This is a genomic window from Bradyrhizobium sp. LCT2, from assembly GCF_009931255.1.
GTDB lineage: Bacteria > Pseudomonadota > Alphaproteobacteria > Rhizobiales > Xanthobacteraceae > Bradyrhizobium > Bradyrhizobium diazoefficiens.
This window is the reverse complement of the sequence record NZ_CP034432.1, coordinates 347082-364407: the sequence shown is the minus strand read 5'-3', so window position 1 is coordinate 364407 and position 17326 is coordinate 347082. Positions and strand designations below refer to the sequence as shown.

The 17326-nt window shown below is 58.8% G+C and carries 14 protein-coding genes; 13 read left to right on the top strand and 1 reads right to left on the bottom strand.

The features are described 5' to 3' along the window. Nucleotides 1–12: 12 nt before the first annotated feature. Genes EI171_RS02505 through EI171_RS02485 form a run of 5 tightly spaced genes read left to right on the top strand, consistent with a single transcriptional unit; the run spans nt 13 to nt 5448 of the window. The gene (locus EI171_RS02505) at nt 13–933 is read left to right on the top strand and encodes a ribokinase (RefSeq protein WP_246740607.1); all 921 of its coding nucleotides are present in this window, start codon (nt 13–15) and stop codon (nt 931–933) included. Beyond that, a complete protein-coding gene (locus EI171_RS02500; protein WP_161532499.1) occupies nt 933–1703 on the top strand; it encodes an SDR family NAD(P)-dependent oxidoreductase in 771 nt (256 codons plus the stop codon). The genes EI171_RS02505 and EI171_RS02500 overlap by 1 nt, the downstream gene beginning before the upstream one ends. Next, nucleotides 1696–2523: an HAD-IIA family hydrolase gene (locus EI171_RS02495; RefSeq protein WP_161532498.1), complete on the top strand. Its 828-nt coding sequence runs from the start codon at nt 1696–1698 to the stop codon at nt 2521–2523. Before EI171_RS02500 ends, EI171_RS02495 begins: the two co-directional genes overlap by 8 nt. Continuing rightward, nucleotides 2523–3635: an ABC transporter ATP-binding protein gene (locus EI171_RS02490; protein ID WP_161532497.1), complete on the top strand. Its 1113-nt coding sequence runs from the start codon at nt 2523–2525 to the stop codon at nt 3633–3635. The genes EI171_RS02495 and EI171_RS02490 overlap by 1 nt, the downstream gene beginning before the upstream one ends. 58 nt (nt 3636–3693) lie before the next feature. Further along, complete coding sequence (locus EI171_RS02485) at nt 3694–5448, top strand: phosphoenolpyruvate hydrolase family protein (RefSeq protein ID WP_202633097.1); 1755 nt, start codon at nt 3694–3696, stop codon at nt 5446–5448. Nucleotides 5449–5459: 11 nt separating this feature from the next. Here EI171_RS02485 and EI171_RS02480 read toward each other — a convergent pair whose 3' ends face one another. Continuing rightward, nucleotides 5460–6014, bottom strand: a complete 555-nt coding sequence (locus EI171_RS02480) for a hypothetical protein (protein WP_161532496.1) — start codon at nt 6012–6014, stop codon at nt 5460–5462. A 157-nt stretch (nt 6015–6171) separates the two neighbouring features. Here EI171_RS02480 and EI171_RS02475 point away from each other — a divergent pair, with 157 nt between their 5' ends. From EI171_RS02475 to EI171_RS02440, 8 genes are all read left to right on the top strand, one after another. Next, nucleotides 6172–7437: a Tm-1-like ATP-binding domain-containing protein gene (locus tag EI171_RS02475; protein WP_202633096.1), complete on the top strand. Its 1266-nt coding sequence runs from the start codon at nt 6172–6174 to the stop codon at nt 7435–7437. Then, nucleotides 7430–8254, top strand: a complete 825-nt coding sequence (locus tag EI171_RS02470) for a phosphoenolpyruvate hydrolase family protein (protein ID WP_161536903.1) — start codon at nt 7430–7432, stop codon at nt 8252–8254. Before EI171_RS02475 ends, EI171_RS02470 begins: the two co-directional genes overlap by 8 nt. Before the next feature lie 29 nt (nt 8255–8283). Beyond that, a complete protein-coding gene (locus EI171_RS02465; RefSeq protein ID WP_161532494.1) occupies nt 8284–10053 on the top strand; it encodes an FAD-dependent oxidoreductase in 1770 nt (589 codons plus the stop codon). Nucleotides 10054–10260: 207 nt separating this feature from the next. Further along, the gene (locus EI171_RS02460) at nt 10261–11892 is read left to right on the top strand and encodes an NADP-dependent glyceraldehyde-3-phosphate dehydrogenase (RefSeq protein WP_202633095.1); all 1632 of its coding nucleotides are present in this window, start codon (nt 10261–10263) and stop codon (nt 11890–11892) included. A gap of 14 nt (nt 11893–11906) precedes the next feature. After that, complete coding sequence (gene pyk, locus EI171_RS02455) at nt 11907–13319, top strand: pyruvate kinase (RefSeq protein ID WP_161532493.1); 1413 nt, start codon at nt 11907–11909, stop codon at nt 13317–13319. Nucleotides 13320–13510: 191 nt separating this feature from the next. After that, a complete protein-coding gene (locus EI171_RS02450) occupies nt 13511–13894 on the top strand; it encodes an SgcJ/EcaC family oxidoreductase (RefSeq protein WP_246740433.1) in 384 nt (127 codons plus the stop codon). A 525-nt stretch (nt 13895–14419) separates the two neighbouring features. After that, complete coding sequence (locus EI171_RS02445) at nt 14420–15934, top strand: amidase (protein ID WP_161532491.1); 1515 nt, start codon at nt 14420–14422, stop codon at nt 15932–15934. A gap of 207 nt (nt 15935–16141) precedes the next feature. Continuing rightward, the gene (locus EI171_RS02440) at nt 16142–17317 is read left to right on the top strand and encodes a sugar ABC transporter substrate-binding protein (RefSeq protein ID WP_161532490.1); all 1176 of its coding nucleotides are present in this window, start codon (nt 16142–16144) and stop codon (nt 17315–17317) included. Nucleotides 17318–17326 lie beyond the last annotated feature (9 nt).

The following is a 17326-nucleotide window of genomic DNA, read 5'->3' as shown; positions in this document are numbered from 1 at the left end:
CCCAGACCATTGATGTTCTTTGGAACGACCAATCTCGACCTCTGCTTCAATGTCGAGCGACTTCCGACGCCGGGCGAAAGCCTGATGGGAGCCTTGAATCGCAACCCCGGGGGCAAGGGCGCCAACCAGGCCGTTGCCGCCGCCCGGCTCGGGCTGCGGCCACACTTCTACACGCGGCTCGGGGATGATGATGCGGGCCAATCGCTTTTGCAGTCGCTTCGGGAAGCCGGCGTTTGCGCTGACGCAATTGAGAGTTGCCCAGGCGAAGTATCGGGCTCAGCTCTAGTTCTGGTCGGTGACGACGGCGCCAACATGATCGTCATAGATCCGGGTGCCAATCTGAACGTCACGCCGGGCATGATCGACAGAGCTGCCGAATTCATTGAGCGCGACGCCATCGTTGTCGCCGAGATGGGCATGCCGATTCCGGCCCTCAATCGCCTCTTCGAGATGAAACGCGACCGAGAATTCGATCTCATCTTTAATCCTGCACCCGTAAGGGCCGGACTTTCGTCGACGGCGTGGAGAAATGTCGATTTCGTCACGCCGAACCAGACGGAAGCGTTCGAGCTGACCGGAGTCGAGGTGCATGATTTTGACAGTGCCGCTCATGCAGCGGGGAAGCTCCTGGACCTCGGACCAGCAGCCGCGTTGATCACCCTCGGGGCGCTGGGTGCCTATTACGCTGATGCCAGAACATCTTTCGCCCTGCGAGCATTTCCTGTGAAGGTCGTTGATACGACTGCCGCGGGCGATGCCTTTAACGGAGCCTTTGCGGCGTCACTCGCCCAGCGGCTGCCTTTGCGAGAAGCCGTTAAGAAGGCTCTGGCAGTAGCTGCATTGTGCGTGACACGGCGAGGCGCCCAAAGTTCGATGCCGAACGGCGAGGCCGTCGACGAGTTCCTGAAATCCCAAACGATCTTGGAGTTGTAATGACCGAACAGTTCTCAGTTGCCGATAGAACCGTGCTCGTCACCGGAGCGGGTGGCGGCATCGGCTCCGCCATTGCCAATGCGTTTCGCCAAGGCGGCGCAAACGTCATGGCGACCGACGCCAACCTGGAGAACCTCCGAGAGATTCTGACGAGGTTACCTTACGGGAACGGCATATTGCCAATGGCGATGGATGTGGCACGCGAGGAAGACGTTGCCAGGGTTCTCGACGAGATTGCCAGGCGGTTCGGCAGGCTAGACGTGTTGATCAACAACGCCGGTATAAAATCGGCCCAGCCGCTTCTCAACGGCAATGCTGACAAGATCGAGCGTACCATACAGATCAACTCGGTCGCCGTGCTGCGCTGCTCGAAACTGGCCATCGAGCGTTTCATGAAAAGCAAAGGTGGTCGCATCGTCAACGTTGGCTCCTCACTGTCCTCGCAAGGCGCCGTTTTCAACTACCAGGCCGGTGGAGCAGACTATTGCTTGTCGAAGGCGATCGTCCACGACGTAACCAAGCTGCTCGCCTACGAATGCGCTCCTCTCAACATCAACGTCAACGCAATCGCGCCCGGCATCATCGATACACCCATGCACGGGCGACCGCGGGAGGAGACCGAAGCACGCCATAGCGGCCGGATTCCCTTGGGAAGGGTCGGGTTACCCGAAGACATCGCGGGGCTTGCGGTCTTCCTTGCAAGTCCCGCAGCCTCCTACATGACCGGTCAGATCGTTCATGTGAACGGCGGGATGCTCATGAATGGCTAGTGCAGGCTCTTACCTCAGCTGGCCACCAATCGAGGGCATCATCTCGGATCTGGACGGGGTGGTCTATCGCGGAAACGCAGCGATCTTAGATGCGATAGAAGCATTCGCTCGGTGGCAGGCGAGCGGCTTACGATTTTGTTTCGTGACAAACAATTCGACGCACACGCCGGAGGACGTCGTCCGCAAGCTGGAAGGATTCGGTCTTGCGATTACACCCGGGGAGGTAGTTACAAGCGCTGTCACGGCCGCGGAGCTCATCCGTGCGAAATACCCAAAAATGACACGCGTCTATGTCATCGGTGCGCCCTCCCTTGTGAAGGCAATAGTTGGCGCAGGACTCGAGATCACCGAGCGAGCCCCCGAAGCCGTAGTGATGGGGCTCGATCGCGAGATCACGCACGAGAAGATGCGGATCGCGGTTGACGCGATCTTGAATGGAGCCGCCTTTATCGGCACCAACCCTGATCTTCTGCTTCCGACGACGACCGGGTTCGAACCGGGAGCTGGTGCAACGATCGCCGCTATTGCTGCCGCCACGCAAGTGAAACCACTAATCGTCGGTAAGCCAGAACCGCATATGATCGAAACGGCACTTTCTCGGCTCGGTACTGCTCGCGATTCAACTATTCTGATCGGCGATCAAATCCCGACCGATATTCAGGCCGGAAAGAGGGCAGGTCTACCGACCGTGCTTGTCACGACCGGTGTGCCGGCCCGGGAGGACTCGTCGTTGATACTGCCCGATTTCGTGGTGTCGAGCTTGGGCGAGATCGATGTGACCGCGGCTCTCTCGGGACGGTCACCACAGAGGAGGGGATAATGGCCGACGTCCGCCTGGAAGGCGTGAGAAAGGTGTATGGAACGATCGAGGTCCTGCGCAATATTGACCTCACAATCGATCACGGCGAATTCGTCGTCTTCGTCGGTCCATCCGGGTCGGGCAAGTCCACGTTGTTGCGTATGATTGGGGGACTGGAGCCCATCAGCGGCGGGCGGCTCCTGATTGATAATGAACTCGTCAACGATATCGACGCGGCGGACCGCAACCTCGGCATGGTATTCCAAAGCTACGCTCTCTATCCGCATATGACCGTGAGAGAGAACCTTGCCTTCCCTCTGCGTATGGCCAAGGCTACGAGAGCCGAGATCGCCACTAGGATAGGGGAGACTGCTTTGCTCTTGCAGATCGATCATCTCTTGGACCGCAAGCCCCGACAACTCTCAGGGGGACAACGGCAGCGCGTCGCGATCGGGCGCGCAATCATGCGCGAACCAAAGGTGTTCCTGTTCGACGAGCCCCTCTCCAACCTGGACACGGAATTGCGGGTGCAGATGAGGGTTCAGATTGCCAAGCTTCATAAGCAGCTCGGCAACACAATGATCTATGTCACGCACGATCAGGTCGAGGCGATGACCATGGCGGACAAGATCGTCGTGCTCAAGGACGGAAATATCGAGCAAGTCGGCAGCCCGCACGATCTCTACCACAATCCGGCGTCGCGCTTTGTGGCGGGATTCATTGGCTCGCCCAAAATGAACTTTTTGGGCGGCGAGGTCGAGGCGGCACACGAGGGAGGTGTAGACGTGCGACTGAAGGCCGGCACCACTGTCTCCGTACCGGTCCAACCGGACAAAGGACTGATTGGCAAGCCGATCACGCTCGGAATCCGGCCCGATGATTTCTCCGCGTCCTCACCTACGCAGCAGGAAATCGCCATCGAGCTCGACGTCGATTTCGTCGAGCATCTCGGCAGCGTCACCTACATCTACGGCAACGCGGGAAACGAAACAGTGGTTGCCAAGGCGCCAAAACCCGAGCCGCTAAAAATGGCGGGGAAGCTTCGTCTTGCTGCGGCTCCCGCGGATTGCCACCTGTTCATGAGCAACGGCAGGGCGCTTCGGCGGTTGCACGCGCCGGCGAATTGGAGCTAGTCTTTCGCTTAAGCTGGGCGATGATGTCAGCTCGAGTTTTGGATAGCGGACGGATGAGGTGAAGGAAGCCGGTATCAGGCAGTTCTTCCGAAATTCCCGCTCTTTTGTACTTGGGGCGGGAATCGGTTCTGGCATGACCGCACGAGCGGCCGAACGGGCGGGCGCAGATTTCGTTCTTGCGCTCAACGCGGGCCGTTTCCGAGCGATGGGCGGCTCCTCGCCTGCATCCATCCTTCCAATCCGCAATTGCAACGAGTTCGTGGCCAGCTTTGGACGGACCGAGATCCTGCCTAGCACGAAACTACCCGTATTCTTCGGTGCCTGCACGTTCGATCCGCAGCTCGATCTTGACCGCTGGCTCGATCGGATCATCAAATGGGGGTTTTCCGGCGTCACCAACTTTCCATCTGTCATACACATCGATGATTACAGAAGGTCGTTGCTCGAGAAGTGCGGCCTTGGTTACGCCCGAGAGACCGAGCTTCTGGTGAAGGCCGCAAAACGCGGCCTGATGACCATCGCCTATACGCGCACCCAGGCCGAAGCAAGACGCATGGTTGAAGCGGGTGCCGAAGCGATCTGCATCAACTTCAACCTGAACCGCGGTGTGGAAAGTGCTTCCGACCCGTCGATTAGCTTGTCGGAGCTTGCAGCCCGCACCAGTGCCGTGGCGCGCGTCGCTCAGTCGATCGACAAGAGTACTATCTGCCTCCTTGGCGGCGGACCGATCACAAGGCCCGACGAATTGTTGGACATCTGCCGCGAGACGGGAATCCAGGGTTTCATTGGAGGCTCTTCGCTGGACCGCGTGCCATTGGAGATGTCCGTCCTTGAGGTGACCTCGGGCTTCAAAACCATCCACTTGTTGCGGGAGAAGGTCGATTTGCTTGAACGGCAGCTCCAGTTGAGCGGATTCAGGCACGGGGTCATCGCGCAGGCGTCTTCGATGAAGCGCATCCTCGAGACGACAAAACGCTTGGCCGCCAACCCCAATCCAGTGCTTGTCTGGGGCGAAGCCGGCTCGGGGAAACGAAGAATAGCAGGCCTCGTACACGCCTTTAGCGATCGCAAGCACGCCAAGGCGGCGCTGTTCCAGTGCCGGCCAGGCCCGGCGATCGATACGCTGGGAGCATTGTTTGGCGCCGAGCGCGATGAGACCAGAAGGCGCCAATTGTCCCTCCTGGAAACGTCAAGCGATGGTGCGGTCTTGCTGCTGCATGTTGACCAGCTTTCGCGCGAGGGGCAGGAGCGTCTTGCCGATTACCTCGAGACCGGCGGTTTCACACCTTTGAATGGGGTCGCGGTTGTCCGCTCCACGGCGCGGATCATCGCGACCGCCACCGTCGCCCGAGGGGCTAGCCTTGAAACAGTGCTGTGTCCCAGGCTGCTTGCCCTGTTTGCGGGGCTCGATATCGAGCTGCCGGCTTTGCCAGACCGGCTCGAGGATCTTCCGCAACTTATTCAACACTTCACGGTCGAGGCAAAAGGGGATTCGAGGGCTCAGACGCTTGCAATTGAGAATTCTGCATTCCTGGCGCTCGCCGGTCATGACTGGCCTGGCAATTTGCGGGAATTGCGCCAGATCGTAAACCAGCTCGTGACCCTGCGGGAAACCCACATCACGGCCGATGTGCTGAGACCGCTTCTGGATGCCCAGTCACATGCCAAGCCCTCCGCTTCGCTATCCGAACGCGAGTGGATCATTGAAGGCCTGAAAAGAAACCGGCTTCACCGTGGCAGGACCGCCCGCTCTCTCGGGCTTTCAAGAAAAACGCTATACAACAAGATCAAGAAGCTGCGGATCCTCGAATAGCGCTGCGCTTCTCACGTTGGAAGCGGCCTCCTTGCAGCGGTTGCGTCCAGGAGCGCGAACTTCGGTACCGACGACCCCTGAGCTCCAAGGCTTACCAGCCCGATGTCGGTTCCAATCGTCAGAGCGAGCGCCTCCGCGGGTAAATAGACAACGCCATCTAGTTGCGAGCCTAACCGCAGCTCCGCCGCCGTGATATCCGACTCGTTGGCGGCCGCGAATAACACCTTGAACCCAAGGCCTGCGAACCATTCCATGCGCCGAAGCTCGAGCTCCTGTCCGGTATCGACCGGCACGCCTCCGCTCGACCGTTCAAGTATCGAGGCGGGTGGAAAGTTTATGATCCCGGTGATCTCAGCATCTTTCAACAAGTCGGCGAAATCCTCCCAGCATGCAAAGGGATCGATCATGACGATCGCCGCATAGGCAGGAACGGGCGCCCTCTTTTTGACAGCGCGCAATTCCCGCAACAGGCAGTCGTTCCAGTCGATGATTGGCAGGGTCGCCATTACGAGCATAGCGTGCTCAGGAAGGCTGCGCAGCGACGGGGCATAGATCTGCAGGGACATCCCGCGGGGAGCCAAGACGTCTGTGCTGAGTCTGCCGATAATTGTCGCTCTCAAGGCTTCTACCCAATCTTACCCATTTACGCGTTTCGTCGATCTTATACCCGGTTTTGGCCCGGTCTAGACCACCTGCTGTCAAGAATGGTCCGGGAGGGCAACCGTGTCTCACCATTGCGCGGACGACCAGAGGTCGGTCCGGGATGGTCATCTATCCGAGCCGGCAACTGCTGCCTTGGGCGCGGTGGCGGTCGTGGTCACAATGGACACCAAGGGCAAGGAAGCCTCTTTCCTCGCGGATGTCATCAAGGCACGGGGCAGAAGTACGGTCCTGATCGATATCGGTACGTCCAGTAATCCGAATTTGGCGCGGCCAACTGACGGTGCGGGAGCGCGACTGGCCTCACCAGCCGAGCTCCTGAAAGAGATAGCCGCCACTACGCGCACACGAGTTGCCGGGCTCCTGGCCTCTGGCGAGATCAGCGCGATCGTCGCGATCGCAGGAGGGAAGGGCAGCGCGGCTTTCGGCGAGATCGTGTCCGATTTGCCCTACGGCTTCCCGAAGCTACTGGTCACGAGTGCGCGGCCGGCGCTCCTCGCCGAACTCGCGACCCACCACGACATCATACTCTATCCAACCCTAGTCGATCTCTTCGGCATCAACGCCTTCACGGCAAGAGTGCTGGAGAATGCAGGGCGAGCTATTTCCGCCATGCACTATGAGCCCAGCAAGCATGAACGCGAAAGAAAGATTGTTGCGATCACGGCCTTCGGCGTGACCACGCCGGCTGCAAATCAGTGCGTGTCGCGACTTGCCGATGCTGGTCTGGACGCGATCGTCTTTCCGGCCAATGGGGCAGGTGGCCGGAAAATGGAGCAACTGATCGCTGCCGGCGAATTCGATGCCGTGCTCGATCTGACCACAACGGAGCTGGCCGATGAACTGGTAGGAGGTACGGCCAGCGCAGGTCCCGGTCGGCTAAAGGCGGCTTCGCGCCAACAGATCCCGCAAGTCATCGCGCCCGGCGCGGTTGATATGGTCAATTTCGGACCGCCGTCCAGCGTTCCCGATCAATTCCGAGGCCGCCGGCTCTATTCCCACACGCCTTACACGACGCTGATGCGCACGACCTCTGCCGAGAACGCGAATATCGGCCGGCTTACGGCCGAGCGGCTGTCGCAGGCCCAGGGGCCTGCCGTCGTGCTTTGGCCAGCCAAAGGCGTGTCGGATTACGACCGAGAGGGCGGCGTTTTTTGGGATGTGGACGCCGACAAGGCGTGGCTTGAGGCAATCAAGGGCAATCTCCAACGAGAGATCACGGTCCACGAACTGGACTGTCACATCAACGATCCCGAATTCGCCGAGGCCGCTGTGACGTGGATCCTCGAACAGTTGGGGCAAGGAGGTTCATCTCGTGCGGATGTTTGATCGAGCCGAAATTCTCTCGAAGATCGCGAACCAGGTCGCGGAACGAAAAGCAGTGCTTGCCGCAGCGAGTAGCTGTGGTCTGGTCGCAAAATGCGCCGCGCTCGGAGGCGCCGATATGCTGGTGGTCTACAGCACTGGTCTATCGCGGCTCATGGGGCTCCCCACCAGCCGCATCGGCGATTCCAACGCCCGTACGCTGGAGCTCGCTGCGGAGATCCGCAACGTCGTATCCTCCGTGCCGGTGATTGGCGGCGTTGAAGCCTGGGATCCCCTCCGGCTCGATCTTGACGCTCTTCTGGACAAGTTCTCGGCCGCCGGTTTCTCAGGCGTGATCAACTACCCGACCATCTCCACCATGGGAGAAAAATGGCGTGACCGCCGCGGTCGTGTAGGGCTCGGCTTCGAGCGCGAAGTCGAGATGATTGCGACTGCTTGCAAAAAGAACATCTTCTCGCTTGCCTACGTCGCGAGCCCTGAAGACGCCAAAGCGATGGCAAACAGCGGAGCGGACTGCATTGTCCCTCATGTCGGCGCTACCCGCGGCGGGCTCGTGGGCCACGAGGAAGGACAGTCGATCCAGGATGCGATCAGGCGCATCAACGAGATCAACGCGGCAGCCAAGGCGGTCCGATCAGACATCGTTCTCCTCTGCCACGGCGGGGCAATTTCCGAGCCACAGGATACGTTTGAGGTCTACCGCTCGACCGAATGCGTCGGCTTCGTTGGAGCCTCCTCCATCGAACGCATCCCAATCGAACGTGCAGTGAAAGCGGCGGCAGAAGAATTTAAAGCCGTTCCTCTGCCGCAGCAAAACTGATGTTCATCGCAAATAAGAAAGAGGCTGGAATGAACAAGCCAATCAACCAATCAGGCAAGCGGAACACGATGGCGCTCTCCCGAGCGGGCAGATCAGCAGATGATCGGGAAACCGATGTTCTCGTGATCGGCAGCGGCGTAGCCGGTCTGTCGGCGGCCCTCTATGCGGCGAAGGCTGGACTTCGAGTGACTGTCTGCGAAAAATCTCCGCGACTTGGCGGAACGACAGCCCTCTCAAACGGCATGATCTGGATTCCCTGCTCGCCCCAGGCGCGGTCCGCAAAAATCGATGATTCACTTGCCAAGGCCCGGACCTATCTTCAGCATGAACTGGGCAATTACTACCGGGAAGACTTCATCGGAGCCTATCTGGAGGACGGTCCAACCGCGCTTGCTTCGCTCGAGAACGGGACCGAGGTCAAGTTCACACTGGCCTCGGCGCCCGATTATCACTCGAGCCAAATCGGCGGCGTAGACAAGGGCCGGGCACTCAGCCCTGCCCCCTACGATGCGCGCCTTCTCGGCAAAGACTTCAATCTCATCGGGGATCCCATTCGTGTTGTACTTGGAGGGATGATGATCTCGTCCGGCGAGGTACGAAGTTTTCTGAATCCGTTTCAATCGTTTTCGTCCCTCAAGCACGTCTTGCGTCGCGTGAGCCGCTACGCGCGGGATCGCTTGAGCTACAGGCGCGGCACGGAATTCAGTGGAGGCAACGCGTTGATCGCGCGCTTGCTCGTGAGCTTGCGGAAGCTCGATGTCGAAATATGGCCGGCGTCTCCTCTCCTTGAGCTCATCAAGGAAGATGGACGCGTCACGGGGGCAGTCGTCAAACACGCCCATTCCGAGGTTCGCGTGCGTGCTTCCCATGGTGTCATACTTGCAACAGGTGGCTTCGCGCGCAACGCGCAGCTGAGAGCCGAGCTGAGCGGCCCACATCAGCATGACGACACACTGGCTCATCCCGATGTCACCGGCGATGGCATTGGGCTTGCCACGAAGGTCGGAGCCGCAGTCGATAAGGATGTCGCGTCCGCAGGGTTCTGGACACCGGTATCGATCCTTAAGACCAGAAGCACCTCACAAGTTATCCCGTATGGCTGGCTCGATCGGGGGCGTCCCGGCGTCATCGCAGTCGCGCCGAACGGGCGGCGATTCGTAAACGAGTCAAACTCCTACCATGACATTTGCCTGGCAATGTTCGCAAACGGATACCCCTCAGACAAGCGGTTCTATTTCGTCTGTGATTACGACTTCGTTCGCCTCAGAGGCATGGGACATCTTTTGCCGTGGCCATGGACGCTGAGCGTCCGGAAATACGCGCGGCTCGGATATATCAAGGTGGGCAAAACGATCCCAGAGCTTTCCAAGGAAATCGGACTCGACCCAGCCGAGCTCGAGAGAACGATCGAGGAGCACAACGCCCACGCCGCCGCAGGAATCGATCCACTGTTCAAGCGTGGTGAGTCGGCCTTCAACCGCACGCTTGGAGACCCATCGGTCGGACCAAAGAACCCAAATCTCGGGCCGATCCAAAAGGGCCCCTTCATTGCGCTGCCGATCGTTCCGGCAACGCTTGGCACTGCGTCGGGCCTCGCAACCGATAGCTACGGCAAAGTCCTGGACGCACAACGCAAGCCAATCCCGGGTCTCTACGCCTGCGGCAACGACATGACTTCGCTAATGCGCGGAATCTACCCGGGGGCAGGGATCACAATCGGTCCCGCGATCGTCTTCAGCTACCGCGCCGTGGCGGATATCCTCGCCGCCTCCAATACGGAGAAGCGAGTGGCTTCCTAAGGGGAGGATTGAGATTGCCGTCCTGCGATCGCGGAAATTTGCTGATGCTCGCCGTTCCGTTCGAGCGGGCGGCGACGTGCCGAAGAGTGCTAGTGAGCCAGATAGTGTTGTTTCCAGGCTGCCAGAAAAGGGGAAGGCCGCCGCCAGCACCGCGATCTGCGCGATTTCATTGTCTCTTCGCCTAACAATCTTTGTTGTGAATCAGGGATGATGATGAACCGCGGTAATCTCAGTGTGCTCTTTCCGACTGCCGATGACGCGGCCTTGCATGAGGCCGCCATTGCGCCCATTGAACAGCGGAGTGTCCTGGTCAACGGCGAAATGCGGGACTGGACAGGGCCGGTCAAGAACGTTCTGTCTCCCGTGATGGTCCGCGGAAGTGATGGCGGGCTCAGGCAGATGCGGATCGGCAGCCACCCGTCCGGCGACGTCGAAGCCGCGATTGCTGCACTCGACGCTGCGGTCGCTGCATGCGACAGCGGGCGCGGCGCATGGCCCACCATGCGTGTTTCAGAGCGCATCCTGGCGATGCAAAGATTTCTCGCCGGAATGTGTGCACGCCGCGCCGAAGTCACACGGCTTATCATGTGGGAGATCGGCAAAACGCTTGCGGATTCGGAAAAGGAATTTGACCGCACAGTCGACTACGTGCGGCAAACGATCGACGCCTTGCGAAACCTCGACAATGCCAACTCGCGGTTTGAAATCGTTGAAGGAGTGATTGCCCTGATACGCCGAACGCCGCTTGGCGTTGTCCTCTGCATGGGGCCATACAACTATCCCCTGAATGAAACTTTCGCGACGCTCATTCCGGCTTTGCTTATGGGCAATTGCGTCGTCTTCAAGCCGCCTCGACACGGCGTTCTCTTGTTCGAACCGCTGCTAGAGGTCTTCCGGAGCGCGTTCCCGCCTGGAGTAGTCAACTTCGCCTACGGTGAAGGCGCCGAAATCGTCCCGACACTTCTTGAGACCGGCAAAATCAATGTCCTTACGCTAATCGGCTCGAGCCGAGTGGCCGACCATCTTAAAAAACTCCACCCCAAAACCAACCGCCTGCGCGCCATTCTCGGTCTCGACGCAAAGAACGCAGCGATCGTTATGCCTGATGCTGATATCGTACTCGCAGCAAAGGAATGTCTACTAGGCGCGCTTTCGTTCAATGGACAGCGCTGCACGGCTCTGAAGATGTTGCTCGTGCACCGCGATGTCGCTGATTCGTTCATATCGGCGCTACTGGCGGAGCTTGCCCAACTAAAAATCGGCATGCCCTGGGCACCAGACGTGACCCTAACGCCCTTGCCAAGTGTCGAGAAAGTAAACCAGATGGCCGCGCTTCTGGATGACGCCGTAACGAAGGGCGGCCGCATCCTCAACGCCGGCGGGGGGACGACCGTAGGCACTCTATTCTATCCCGCAGTCGTCTATCCCGTGGAGCCGTCCATGCGGCTCTTTCGGGAGGAGCAGTTCGGCCCGCTCATCCCCATGTTGGATTTCGAGGATGTCGACCTCGCGCTTGATTACGTGGCGACCTCTGAACATGGCCAGCAGGTGAGCTTGTTCGCCCGCGACCCCGATGTGATCGGTCGCATGTCGGATGCCCTGGTCAATCAGGTTTGCCGCGTCAACTTGAACTGTCAATGCCAGCGTGGCCCGGACGTGTTTCCCTTCACGGGCAGGAAGGACGCAGCCGAAGGCACCCTGTCGGTCACAGATGCGCTACGTTCGTTTTCCATTCGATCCATGGTGGCCGCGAAGTACACGAGCCCATCGCGCGAGATTCTGAATACCATCGTCGAGGGACGCCATTCAAATTTCATTCACACTGGTTTCATCCTCTAACTAGGGGATCCAAGATGCGTCGTTCTCGTTTTGCCAAGATTGTAGCGACGGTGGGGCCGGCGACCGCCGCACCCGAGATGATCCGCTCTCTCTATCTTTCAGGTGCGGACACGTTCCGGCTCAATTTCAGTCACGGATCGCATGATGACCATGCGAGGGTTTTTGCCTCTATCCGGCAGCTTCAACGGGAGGTCGGCACGCCAATCGGCGTACTGCAGGATCTGCAAGGACCGAAGCTTCGCATCGGCTCATTAGATGGCGGCAAGTTGATGCTGAATGCGGGCGAAACGGTTCGCTTTTCGCTCGACGGAGGAGGGGATGGAAAACAGTCCATTCCCCTGCCTCATCCCGAAATCTTCGCAGCCGTCCATCCCGGCCAGGACGTCCTCATCGATGACGGCCGAGTCCGTCTGAGCGTTGCTTGTCCTGGCGACAAAGAGATCATCGCGAGAGTTATCGTGGGCGGCGTGATCCGTGACCACAAGGGAGTAAACCTCCCAGGTGCGCTCCTTGATATATCCCCCTTGACGCATAAGGATCGCGCCGACATCGCCTTCGGCCTCGAACTTGGCGTCGACTGGGTCGCTCTGTCGTTCGTTCAAAGGCCGTCGGACCTCCTCGAAGCACGTTCCCTGATCGGTGAAGCTGCAGGTCTTATAGCCAAGATCGAAACGCCCACGGCGCTCGAATGTATCGACGATATCATTGCCCTGTCGGACGGCATTATGGTCGCGCGCGGCGATCTTGGTGTCGAGATCCCGCTCGAGGAGGTGCCTTCACGGCAAAAGGAGCTCGTTCGCGCCTGTCGGCTTGCCGCCAAGCCCGTGATCGTCGCAACTCAGATGCTGGATTCGATGACGGCTATGCCGACGCCGACGCGCGCAGAAGCGTCCGATGTCGCGACCGCCATCTACGATGGCGCCGACGCCGTCATGCTCTCTGCTGAATCGGCGAGCGGAGCCTATCCCATCGAGGCGGTTATCATGATGGACAGAATCATCACTAGCACCGAGCGGCATCATCTCTATCGGTCGCTTGTCGACGCATCGCAGGTCGGTGAGGAAATCACGCCCCCTCACGCGGTTGCGGCCGCGGGCGCGGATCTGGCAGCCGCGATTGATGCGAGAGCGATCATCGGGTTCACCGCAAGCGGGACCACCGCCGCTCGTATCGCGCGTAGAAGGCCGCTGATCCCGATTCTCGCTCTTACGCCAGACGAGAGGGTCGCGGGGCGCATGAGCTTGCTGTGGGGGGTACACAGCATCGTTGCAGCCGATCCCTCCAACTCCGACGACGTCACGCAAATGGCGGCGGCGATGGCGCGCAAGGAAGGCTACGCCGAGCCGGGTGATTTGGCGATCGTGATCTCCGGGGCGCCATTTGGGCTGAGGGGCGCGACAAACAATCTCCGTGTTGCAGCTTGCTGAGGTCACGTAATGGGAATCCGCTGGCAGGCCGGCTTGTCTGCTTCCTCCCTAGACTAAGCCGCTGTTGGAGAAATCCAGCAGCGGCGATCTTTTGAGGCGGCGATGTCAATAATCGATCGCCAGGAAGTTTTAAACGCGACTCATCTCGTGTCTTACAATATCCCAACAGATGTCTTCGCCATGTCGGGTGGGTGTCTAATTTGAATATCGACGATGTGATGCCGGACGTGCGCGCGTTCCTGGTGCTCTGGGCGCAAGCCTTCAACGCTCACGACGTCGAGAAGCTGGCGGCCTTATACGCACTTGACGCCTCGCTCTACGGTACTTCGAGCTCGAAGCTCTATTCGGGTGCTGAAGAGATTCGCACCTATTTCCGTGGCACGCATACAGTGGAATTTGAGGTCTGGCGTTCTGCGAGATTGGCGGCCAACCTCGTTCTGGTGGTGGGCAATTATGTCTTTTCCCAATCTTTCACGGATCAGATTGTGGCGACACCGGCTCGTTTCACTTTCGTACTGAGCCACAAAGACGGTGCGTGGCAGATCCTGCATCATCATTCGTCCCGCAGCCCCTGATTACTCGATGATTACTCGATCTGAGGACGTTGCCAGTGTCGAGGATGCGTTGGAAAAGCACATCCAAGCCGCTTTGCGCCATCGCATCGCCTAAGTGTGCAGGAGTGAACCTCCAGGCACCGAATTGGACGCTGCATCGAGGGGCCACCGCAATCCACGGCTCTTCTGCGAGTGTGGCCGGCTACCTGTTGCGGTAATCTTGGTCCGGATCGCGGCTAATCCGACAGCTCTGGGATGTAGACGCGAGAGCCGTATCTGGTCCCCAGCTGTTCGCCGTGTTGGTACACAAATGATCTCTCTGCCTAGTAGGACTGACTTGAGCGCGCTGGATGCGCATTATTCCCGCATAAATTGCTTCTTTTCTCGGCGATTTTTGTAGAATGAATTACTCAAAATTACCCAGTTCTGAGCGTTGGCCCCGATGACTCGGCTGCACCAAGCATATTTCCTTGAAATGTTAGTGACGAGCCACCGCAGAGCGGCCTCACACATACGAAATAGCCCGATCTCGAGGAGGAAAGCCCAGTGTCAATCGTCCCGCCTACACCAGCACAGTTGCGAGATGTCGCAGGGCAATGCGGTCTTTCACTTTCCGATGAAGACCTTGCCTCCTTTCGCGGCCTCATGAAGGGGGCGCTTGAAGCATACAACTATATCGACGCCGTTCCCGACGAGTTGCCCGCGGTGAAGTATCCTCGTACGCCGGGCTATCAGCCGAAAGCCGAGGAGAACCCGCACAACGCCTGGTATCGAAAGGCGAGCGTGGTAGGGGCGCGGAGCGGGAAGCTCAAGGGAAAGACCGTCGCGCTGAAAGACAACATCATGCTCGCCGGGGTGCCCATGATGAACGGGTCGGCGACGCTTGAAGGATTTGTCCCGGATATCGATGCGACCATTGTCACCCGCATGCTGGACGCGGGCGCCGAAATTGCAGGCAAGGTGCATTGTGAATGTTTTTGCACATCAGGCGGCAGCCATACCGGTGCGCTCGGACCCGTGCACAATCCTCACAAGATGGGCTACTCCGCCGGCGGCTCGTCTTCGGGCTCCGGCGTTGTCGTTGCCCTTGGCGAAGTCGATATGGCGATCGGCGGCGACCAGGGCGGCTCAATCCGCATGCCATCGTCCTTTTGCGGAATCTACGGCATGAAGCCGACCTGGGGTCTAGTCCCCTATACCGGCATCATGCCCAATGAAATGACCTTGGACCACGCCGGTCCCATGACCGCAACGGTCGCCGACAACGCATTGTTGCTGGAAGTGATTGCTGGAGATGACGGTTACGATCCGCGCATCAAGGCACCGAAAGTCGAAGACTACACCAAGGCGCTCGGCCAAAGTATCAGTGGATTGAAGATCGGTGTTCTGAAGGAGGGTTTTGAGCAACCCGGAGCGGAAGCTGCGGTCAACAGAAGCGTTCGTGAAGCGGCCAAACGCTTCAAGGATCTCGGCGCCTCGGTAGAGACAGTTTCAGTTCCGATGCATCTCCAGGGAGCCGCAATCTGGACGCCGATCGGTACCGAGGGCGCAACGCAGACCATGATGTTTGGCGACGGCTATGGCACCAGTCGATCAGATCTCTTTTCACTGTCACTCATGGACTTTCATCGGGGTTGGCGCCGGAAAGCGAACGCCCTGTCCGAGCAGGCGAAGTTGTTTCTGTTGCTCGGCACTTACATCAACAACAATTACGGGCCGCGGTTTTACGGCAAGGCTGTCAACGTCTCTCGCCGCCTGAGGGCTGCTTACGACAAGACGCTTAAAGACTACGATCTCCTTCTGATGCCAACGACGCCCATGAAGGCGACCCAACTGCCTCCGCACGATGTCAGCCGAGAGGACTATATCACGCGCGCGACGGAGATGTTCACCAACACCGCTCCGTTCAACTTCACGCACCATCCGGCCATGTCGCTGCCCTGCGGAATGGTAGATGGCCTGCCGGTGGGTCTGATGCTCGTAGGTCGTCACTTCGAGGAAACGACCATCTATCGGGCGGCGCATGCGTTCGAGCAGATTGGCGACTGGAAGAAGATGTAGGAGTGGCGGGAGGCGTGACGCCGAAGTCGTCCCGCCATCGTCATCATCACGACCTTTGATGCCGACGTTGCTTGTGCGAGCGCGGGAGACCGTGAGCGCGACAATTAGTCGAGCCCGTCGCACCATCGGGGGATGCCGGCAGGTGCAGCCGGATTGCGGACTTTTCGAGAGACGATCGATGTTTCAATCAAGCAGAGGAGGGAACTAATGCGCAACTTGTCTACATACTTTCTTGCAACGGCCGCGCTATTGGCATCATTTACGGTCGCAAGGGCCGAGGATGTCCTGTCTGAGGTCTCCACGCTCGAGAACGAGTATTTCAACAACTGGTCGCAAGGAGCCGAGCAGGCGGCGAAAGCCCTCGGCTTAAACTACCGCATCCTTTCAGGAAAGGGTGATGCCGCAAAGCAGATCGAAATCTACGAGGCTCAATTCGCGGCGGGCGTCAAAATCACGTTCGGCGAGAATCTCGTCGCAGCAAACATCAAGCCGATCGTCGAGATGGCCAAGAAAGCTGGGGCAGTGCACGTTGCTGTCTGGGAATCCTTGCCCGGCTTTCATCCCTTGGACGCGGGTCAAGACAACTTTGCGTTCGCAACCTTCTTCTCCCCGGACGACGTCGATAACAGCTATAGAATAGCAAAGCTGCTCTTTGACAAGATCGGCGGAAAAGGCAACGTTGTTCATATTACAGGCTTTCCCGGGGTTGATGCGGACATCGCCAGAACCGCAGGCTTGGAAAAAGCTCTAGCTGAATACCCGAACATCAAGGTCGTTGCCCGCCAGCCCGGAAAATGGAACCAGGTCGATTCCCGCAAGGTCATGGAAGATCTGCTGGTGGCACATTCGAAGATCGATGCGGTATTCGCTCAAAACGACTCGATCGCACTCGGAGCAATGCAGGCCGTCGAAGATGCCGGTATGCGCATCCCGATCACGGGCCTTGACGGCAATCGCGAAACGCTCAAGCTGGTGAAGGAAGGCCGAATTCTTGCGACCATGGGCTTTACGCCGCAGTGGCAGGCCGGTTTTGCTCTTGTGCGGGCGTACGATGCGGCCAAGGGGTTCAAGCCGAGTCCGTGCGAACGCATGATGTACACTGGAGCGACGCTGATCACCGCAGCGAATGTGGACAAATATCAGGAGTTTCTCGCGGGCGAAAAGCTGCCGTTTGACTGGAAGAAAATGTCGCGCGCGCTCCATCCCAATGACTGGGACCCTCAAAACTACGTCTGGCCGATCGACGTGAAGACCTATTGGGGAAGCCGTATGCCGGCCGGTTACAACCTTCCGAAGACCTATCAAGAAGCCTTCGACGCTGGTTGTGTGGGGAAGCTGACCGCGGAGTATAAGGACCACTACAAGCAGCGGATCCCGGAGTAAATGTGTCTG